General features: G+C 39.1%; 2 protein-coding genes. Both read left to right on the top strand.

From position 1 onward, the window contains the following. Positions 1-653 (top strand): helix-turn-helix domain-containing protein (locus B2X72_RS14590; protein ID WP_286850183.1); only part of this gene is annotated, 653 nt, incomplete at its 5' end. An 84-nt stretch (positions 654-737) separates the two neighbouring features. Next, a partial coding sequence (locus B2X72_RS14585; protein WP_286850180.1) for a hypothetical protein occupies positions 738-973 on the top strand: 236 nt, incomplete at its 3' end.

Below are 973 nucleotides of genomic sequence, written 5' to 3'. Positions count from 1 at the left end.
TTAGTAACGATGCTGTTTTTAAAATACTCCATTATGACCGGAATTTTTCCAACCGAATACGATTGTCGATCAGTCGATACGATGCGTATCGGTTAATCAATGCCAATCGCTCAACACCCTTTACTCCTGCCGCCAACGATTTTGAAGCGATCTGGACATTGTTATGCACTTTACATAACAACCGTAAAAAACCGATCGATCCGAAGAAGGATTTTCTCCAAAAAGCCAATATCAATATTTTTATGGCGATTATTTACCTTTTGGCCGATGTGATCTATACTGCCGGCGAAAGCTCCGGAAAGACACACAACAAAAGAAAGGAAGAAATTACCGTGCATTTTTTACAGCTTATAGCCGATCACTACAAAGAACAGCGCGATCTAGCATTCTACGCCGACCGCCTCAATATTTCCATCAAGTACCTGTCGATCAGCGTCAAGGAGATTACAAAAGAATCGCCCTCTGAAATTATTAGCAACTGGCTAGTCACAGAAGCTAGAGCGCAGCTCACCATTTCTACCAAAACAATCAATCAGATCTCACAAGAATTTAATTTTTCAGATCAATATGCTTTTAGCAAGTTTTTCAAAAAACATGTCGGCATAACACCCAAGCTATTTCGTGAACAGCAAGCCAATCTTGTTACCAATTGAACATCATAAAGCAGGTATCAAACATTTCTTGTCCCCCCAAGGCATCGTAACTTTGTATCACATATATAAACAAAGTTAAATACCATGAATACGAAGTCAAGAGCCCGAAAAATAGGTTTTTACTTGACGTTATGCTTCTTTACATTCTTTTGCAATCAAACATACGGTCAAGACAGCATAAACAGCCGGAAAATAACAATTGAAAAACTGTTCGAACTTGCTATCCATAACCACCCAAATCTTATCGTTTCGGCATCAGCTGTTAGTATCGCCCAACAAAAAACTGAAGTTGCAAAATTAAGAAGGCTTCCCGAAATCAG

It is taken from the genome of Sphingobacterium sp. UBA7253 (assembly GCF_002472745.1).
Lineage (GTDB): Bacteria > Bacteroidota > Bacteroidia > Sphingobacteriales > Sphingobacteriaceae > Sphingobacterium > Sphingobacterium siyangense.
Note: the sequence above shows the minus strand (reverse complement) of the source record. Positions and strands in the feature narration are given on the sequence as shown.